At 71.0% G+C, this 5,390-nt stretch carries 6 protein-coding genes; 4 read left to right on the top strand and 2 right to left on the bottom strand.

Features of this window, described 5'->3' with window-relative positions:
* The coding region (locus tag PUR53_RS01555) for an acetyl-CoA carboxylase biotin carboxyl carrier protein subunit (RefSeq protein WP_329907102.1) at positions 1 to 180 on the top strand (180 nt) is incomplete at its 5' end.
* A gap of 192 nt (positions 181 to 372) precedes the next feature.
* Complete coding sequence (locus tag PUR53_RS01550) at positions 373 to 939, top strand: TetR/AcrR family transcriptional regulator (RefSeq protein ID WP_329894620.1); 567 nt, start codon at positions 373 to 375, stop codon at positions 937 to 939.
* Between the two features lie 99 nt (positions 940 to 1,038).
* On the opposite strand, the gene PUR53_RS01545 is transcribed toward PUR53_RS01550, so the two are convergent.
* The gene (locus PUR53_RS01545; RefSeq protein WP_329894619.1) at positions 1,039 to 2,046 is read right to left on the bottom strand and encodes a DeoR/GlpR family DNA-binding transcription regulator; all 1,008 of its coding nucleotides are present in this window, start codon (positions 2,044 to 2,046) and stop codon (positions 1,039 to 1,041) included.
* 158 nt (positions 2,047 to 2,204) lie between these two features.
* Positions 2,205 to 3,653: an NAD(P)H-quinone dehydrogenase gene (locus PUR53_RS01540; protein WP_033527040.1), complete on the bottom strand. Its 1,449-nt coding sequence runs from the start codon at positions 3,651 to 3,653 to the stop codon at positions 2,205 to 2,207.
* A 188-nt stretch (positions 3,654 to 3,841) separates the two neighbouring features.
* Here PUR53_RS01540 and PUR53_RS01535 point away from each other — a divergent pair, with 188 nt between their 5' ends.
* Both PUR53_RS01535 and PUR53_RS01530 read left to right on the top strand, forming a co-directional pair.
* Entirely contained in the window at positions 3,842 to 4,279 is a 438-nt protein-coding gene (locus PUR53_RS01535; protein ID WP_045562870.1) for a gamma-glutamylcyclotransferase, read from the top strand.
* Between the two features lie 139 nt (positions 4,280 to 4,418).
* On the top strand, positions 4,419 to 5,243 hold the full coding sequence (locus tag PUR53_RS01530; protein WP_329907100.1) for a purine-nucleoside phosphorylase: 825 nt from the start codon (positions 4,419 to 4,421) through the stop codon (positions 5,241 to 5,243).
* The last annotated feature ends 147 nt before the right edge of the window (positions 5,244 to 5,390 follow it).

Here is a 5,390-nt window from a genome sequence, read left to right as displayed (position 1 = left end):
GTCAAGGTCGCCGTCGAAGAGGGCCAGGAAGTCAAGGAAGGCGACCTCGTCGTCGTCCTGGAAGCCATGAAGATGGAACAGCCCCTCAACGCCCACCGCTCCGGCACCATCAAGGGCCTCACCGCCGAGATCGGCACCTCCATCACCTCCGGCGCCCCCATCTGCGAGATCAAGGACTGACCCGTACGCAAAAGCCCCGCGCCCCAGGCTCTTTGAGGGCGCGGGGAACTGCGCGAGTAGCCCCACTCATCCGCACCCGCGCAACCACACGCATCACCCGAGCTCTTAGGCTGAAGACGCCCCGGCCAGAAGAGAGCAGGTGAAGCCACGGTGAGCCCCACCCCGGTCAAGCCCCCCGCAGGGGCCCGGCCCATGCGAGCCGACGCCCGCCGCAACCACGACCGCCTGCTCACCGAGGCCCGCCTGGCCTTCGCGGCCCACGGCACGACCGCCTCGCTCGAGGACATCGCCCGCCGGGCGGACGTGGGCATCGGCACCCTGTACCGCCACTTCCCCAACCGTCAGGCCCTCCTGAGCGCGGTCTTCGAGGAAGCGGTCGCCGATCTGCTGGCCCGCGCCGATGCACAGCTGCACGCGGACCAACCCTGCGCGGCACTCGTCGCCTGGCTGCGCGACATCATCACCCACGCGGCCGAGTACCGAGGGCTGGCGCAGGCCCTGATGACGGTCTCGTACGCGGACTCCCGCGCCGTGGACGAGGACGCCTCGGACCTGGCCCGGTGCTGCGCCCCCATCCGGGAGGCGGGCACCGCGCTGCTCAGGCGGGCGCAACACGCTCACGCCGTGCGCGACGACGTGTCCATCGGCGATCTGCTCCAGCTCACCCACGCGATCGCGCTGGCGGCCGAGGAAACCCCGAACGACCCGGAGCTGGCCGACCGCCTGCTGACACTGACCTTGCGCGGCCTGAAGCCGTAGTCACCGAAAGCCGTAGCCACCGAAACCGGCCACCGGCGTAACGCACCCGGCGAAGCAACCGGACGACAACACCGGAAAGATTCGCCCGGCCGCGCGGGGCTACCGGCGCCGTAGATCAGCGACCCGGGCCGCGCGCTCCCGCTCCCGTTCACCGGTGGGCGGCTGGTCGCCCAGGACCGTGGCGGTGCGCAACTGGGGCGCGGTGCCGTGGACCTGGTTGCGGCGGGGCCCCGGGAGGGGCACGTCCCGGCGCGAGGGGCGCGCCGGGACGGGATCGCCTCCCGTACCACCGCCGCCCGACGCCCCGGCCACGGAGATCTGCACACCCTGATCGGCCAGGGCCTGCAACTCGGTGACCGCGCGGTCGTCATGGCCGGTCGGATCGTCGGTGACCAGCCGGGTGATCACATCCGTCGGCACCGTCTGGAACATCGTGTCGGTGCCGAGCTTGGTGTGGTCGGCGAGGACGACGACCTCGGCGGCGGCCTGGACCAGCGCGCGGTCGACGGACGCCGACAGCATGTTGGACGTGGACAGGCCGCGCTCGGCGGTCAGTCCGCTCCCGGACAGGAAGGCCTTGGAGACGCGCAGCCCCTGGAGGGACTGCTCGGCTCCGGAGCCGACCAGGGCGTAGTTGGAACCGCGCAGGGTGCCGCCGGTCATCACGACCTCCACACGGTTGGCGTGGGCCAACGCCTGGGCCACCAACAGGGAGTTGGTGACGACGGTCAGCCCGGGGACCCGCGCGAGCCGGCGTGCCAGCTCCTGCGTGGTGGTTCCCGCCCCGACCACGATGGCCTCGCCCTCTTCGACGAGGCTCGCGGCGAGATCGGCGATGGCCGTCTTCTCGGCGGTCGCGAGATGAGATTTCTGCGGAAAGCCGGACTCCCGCGTGAACCCGCCCGGCAATACCGCACCGCCGTGTCGGCGGTCGAGGAGTCCTTCTGCCTCCAGAGCGCGCACGTCCCGCCGTACGGTCACTTCGGAGGTCTGGACGACGCGGGCGAGCTCACGGAGCGACACGGCTCCATTGGCCCGCACCATTTCGAGGATCAATTGACGACGTTCTGCAGCGAACACGAAACTGACAGTAACGCCAACGACCATCTGCTTTCAGCAGTTTGCGCCGAATAGCAGAAGTTGTTCGCAGGGTGGGGCGAGAAGTGATATAGGGACGATCCCGGACGGAATCCGTAACAAATCGGTCAGACAGGCCGTCGGGCCGTCGGGCTGCCGGACTGTCAGGCCGTAGGACCGTCGGACCGTCAGACCCCGCCACCCGACTTGCGGGTGTGCAGCTGACGCGCGACCTCGGCGATCGAGCCGGACAGCGACGGGTACACGGTGAACGCGTTCGCGATCTGCTCGACGGTCAGGTTGTTGTCGACCGCGATCGAGATCGGGTGGATCAGCTCGGAGGCGCGCGGGGAGACCACGACACCGCCCACGACGATGCCGGTGCCCGGCCGGCAGAAGATCTTCACGAAGCCGTCCCGGATGCCCTGCATCTTGGCGCGCGGGTTGCGCAGCAGCGGCAGCTTCACGCCGACCGCGTCGATGACCCCGGCGTCCAGGTCGGCCTGGGTGTAGCCGACGGTGGCGATCTCGGGGTCGGTGAAGACGTTGGACGACACGGTCTTCAGGTTCAGCGGGGCCACGGCGTCGCCGAGGAAGTGGTACATGGCGATACGGCCCTGCATGGCGGCGACGGACGCCAGGGCGAACACCCCGGTCACGTCACCGGCCGCGTACACACCGGGAGCGGTGGTCCGCGAGACCTTGTCGGTCCAGATGTGCCCGGACTCCTTGACCTTGACCCCGGCCTCCTCCAGGCCCATCCCGGCGCTGTTGGGGACGGCGCCGACGGCCATCAGACAGTGCGAGCCGGTGATGACCCGGCCGTCCGCGAGCGTGACCTCGACCCGGTCCCCGACCCGTTTGGCGGACTGGGCCCGGGACCGCGCCATGACGTTCATGCCGCGGCGGCGGAACACGTCCTCCAGGACGGCGGCGGCGTCCGGGTCCTCGCCCGGAAGCACCCGGTCACGGCTGGACACTAGCGTGACACGCGACCCGAGCGCCTGGTAGGCGCCGGCGAACTCGGCACCGGTGACACCCGACCCGACGACGATCAGCTCTTCGGGCAGCTCGTCGAGGTCGTAGACCTGGGTCCAGTTGAGGATGCGCTCGCCGTCCGGCTGTGCGTCGGGCAGCTCACGCGGGTGTCCGCCGGTGGCGATGAGCACGGCGTCGGCGGTCAGGGTCTCCTCGGACCCGTCGGCGGCGCGCACGACCACCTTGCGCGACCCGTCGAGGTCCTGCTGCCCCGCCAGCCGCCCGCGCCCGCGCATGACCCGCGCGCCGGCGCGCGTCACGGAGGCGGTGATGTCGTGCGACTGCGCCAGCGCGAGCCGCTTCACACGCCGGTTGACCTTGCCGAGGTCCACCCCGACGACACGCGCGGGCGTGTCGATGTGCGGGGTGTCGTCGGCGACGATGATCCCCAACTCCTCGTACGAGGAGTCGAAGGTCGTCATCACCTCGGCCGTGGCGATGAGGGTCTTCGACGGCACGCAGTCGGTCAGCACCGACGCCCCGCCCAGACCGTCGCAGTCCACGACGGTCACCTCCGCGCCGAGCTGCGCGGCCACGAGCGCCGCTTCATATCCGCCGGGTCCGCCACCGATGATCACGATCCGAGTCACATGCCCCATTGTCCCGCACGAGCACGGGTGCCAACGAGTCGGGGGGTGCGGGCCGCAGGTGATCGGCCCGCAGGGCCATCACAGGGGCGCGGGGAACTGCGCGACCAGCCACAACGCACCCGCACCCGCCACACACCCAAGGCACCCCACCCCCATGAGGCGCCCCCCGCCCCAAGCGGAGCGCTTACCCTCTCCCCATGTCGCTCTACGCCGCCTACGCGGGCAACCTGGACTCACGCCTGATGTCCCGCCGCGCCCCCCACTCCCCGCTGCGCGCAACCGGCTGGCTGAACGACTGGCGGCTGACCTTCGGCGGCGAGCACATGGGCTGGGAGGGCGCCCTGGCCACGGTCGTGGAGGCCCCGCGCTCCCAGGTCTTCGTGGCCCTCTACGACATCGCCCCCATGGACGAGGACGCGATGGACCGCTGGGTAGGCGTCGGCCTGGACATATACCGCCGGATGCGGGTCCGCGTGCACACCCTGGACGGCGAGGAACCCGCCTGGGTCTACGTCCTCAACGGCTACGAGGGCGGTCTGCCCTCCGCCCGCTACCTGGGCGAGGTGGCGGACGCGGCGGAGTCCGCCGGCGCGCCCCACGACTACGTGATGGAACTGCGCAAACGCCCCTGCTGAGGCACCGGCCGAGGAGCGCGAACGCGCCGCACGCCCCCCCGCACGCCGGCGCCCCGCGTTGGAAACGACAAGACAACGATCGCAATCCCGTGCGCCTCGTCATCTACGCGCGTAGGCTCCAACCGGATACCCTCGTCGCGTGAACGCATCTCTTCTTCCGGACGACATCCAGGGCGACCCGTACGCCGCCGCCGACGCCGCCGCCGCGCGCCTGCGTGAGCTGACGGGCGCCGAGACCCACGACGTCGCCCTCGTGATGGGCTCCGGCTGGGCTCCGGCCGTGGACGCCCTCGGCGCCCCCGAGGCCGAGTTCCAGGTCACCGAGCTGCCCGGTTTCCCGCCGCCGGCGGTCGAGGGGCACGGCGGCAAGGTCCGCTCGTACAAGATCGGTGACAAGCGCGCGCTCGTCTTCCTGGGCCGCACCCACTACTACGAGGGCCGTGGCGTCGCCGCCGTCGCGCACGGCGTCCGCACGGCCGTCGCCGCCGGTGTGAAGACGATCGTCCTCACCAACGGCTGCGGCGGTCTGCGCGAGGGCATGCGTCCGGGCCAGCCGGTTCTGATCAGCGACCATCTGAACCTGACGGCGACCTCGCCGATCGTCGGCGCGAACTTCGTCGACCTCACGGACCTCTACTCCCCGCGACTGCGCGCCCTGTGCAAGGAGATCGACCCCTCCCTCGAAGAGGGCGTCTACGCGCAGTTCACGGGCCCGCACTACGAGACCCCGGCGGAGATCCGCATGGCCCGCGTCATCGGCGCGGACCTCGTCGGCATGTCCACGGTCCTGGAGGCCATCGCCGCGCGCGAGGCTGGTGCCGAGATCCTGGGCATCTCGCTCGTGACCAACCTGGCGGCCGGCATGACGGGCGAGCCCCTCAACCACGAAGAGGTCCTCCAGGCCGGCCGCGACTCCGCGACCCGCATGGGCGCGCTGCTGACGCAGGTCCTGAACCGCCTGTAAGACTCCGGACGCGGGTCACGTTGTCGGGTGCGGGCCCGGTGGGGGCTGGTCGCGCAGTTCCCCGCGCCCCTGAAAAGCAGGGGCTGCGCCCCGTGCTTTTCGGCCCGAGAGGGCCGGAGGCCCTTAAGGGGCGCGGGGAACTGCGCG

Source organism: Streptomyces sp. SP18BB07, assembly GCF_036322545.1.
Taxonomy (GTDB): domain Bacteria; phylum Actinomycetota; class Actinomycetes; order Streptomycetales; family Streptomycetaceae; genus Streptomyces; species Streptomyces deccanensis.
Note: the sequence above shows the minus strand (reverse complement) of the source record. Positions and strands in the feature narration are given on the sequence as shown.

Excerpts from the sequence above, each read along its gene's own strand:
- PUR53_RS01535 (WP_045562870.1), top strand. The coding sequence starts at position 3,842 with ATGTCGCTCTACGCCGCCTACGCGGGCAACCTGGACTCACGCCTGATG.
- PUR53_RS01545 (WP_329894619.1), bottom strand. The coding sequence starts at position 2,046 with ATGGTCGTTGGCGTTACTGTCAGTTTCGTGTTCGCTGCAGAACGTCGT.
- PUR53_RS01550 (WP_329894620.1), top strand. The coding sequence starts at position 373 with ATGCGAGCCGACGCCCGCCGCAACCACGACCGCCTGCTCACCGAGGCC.
- PUR53_RS01540 (WP_033527040.1), bottom strand. The coding sequence starts at position 3,653 with ATGGGGCATGTGACTCGGATCGTGATCATCGGTGGCGGACCCGGCGGA.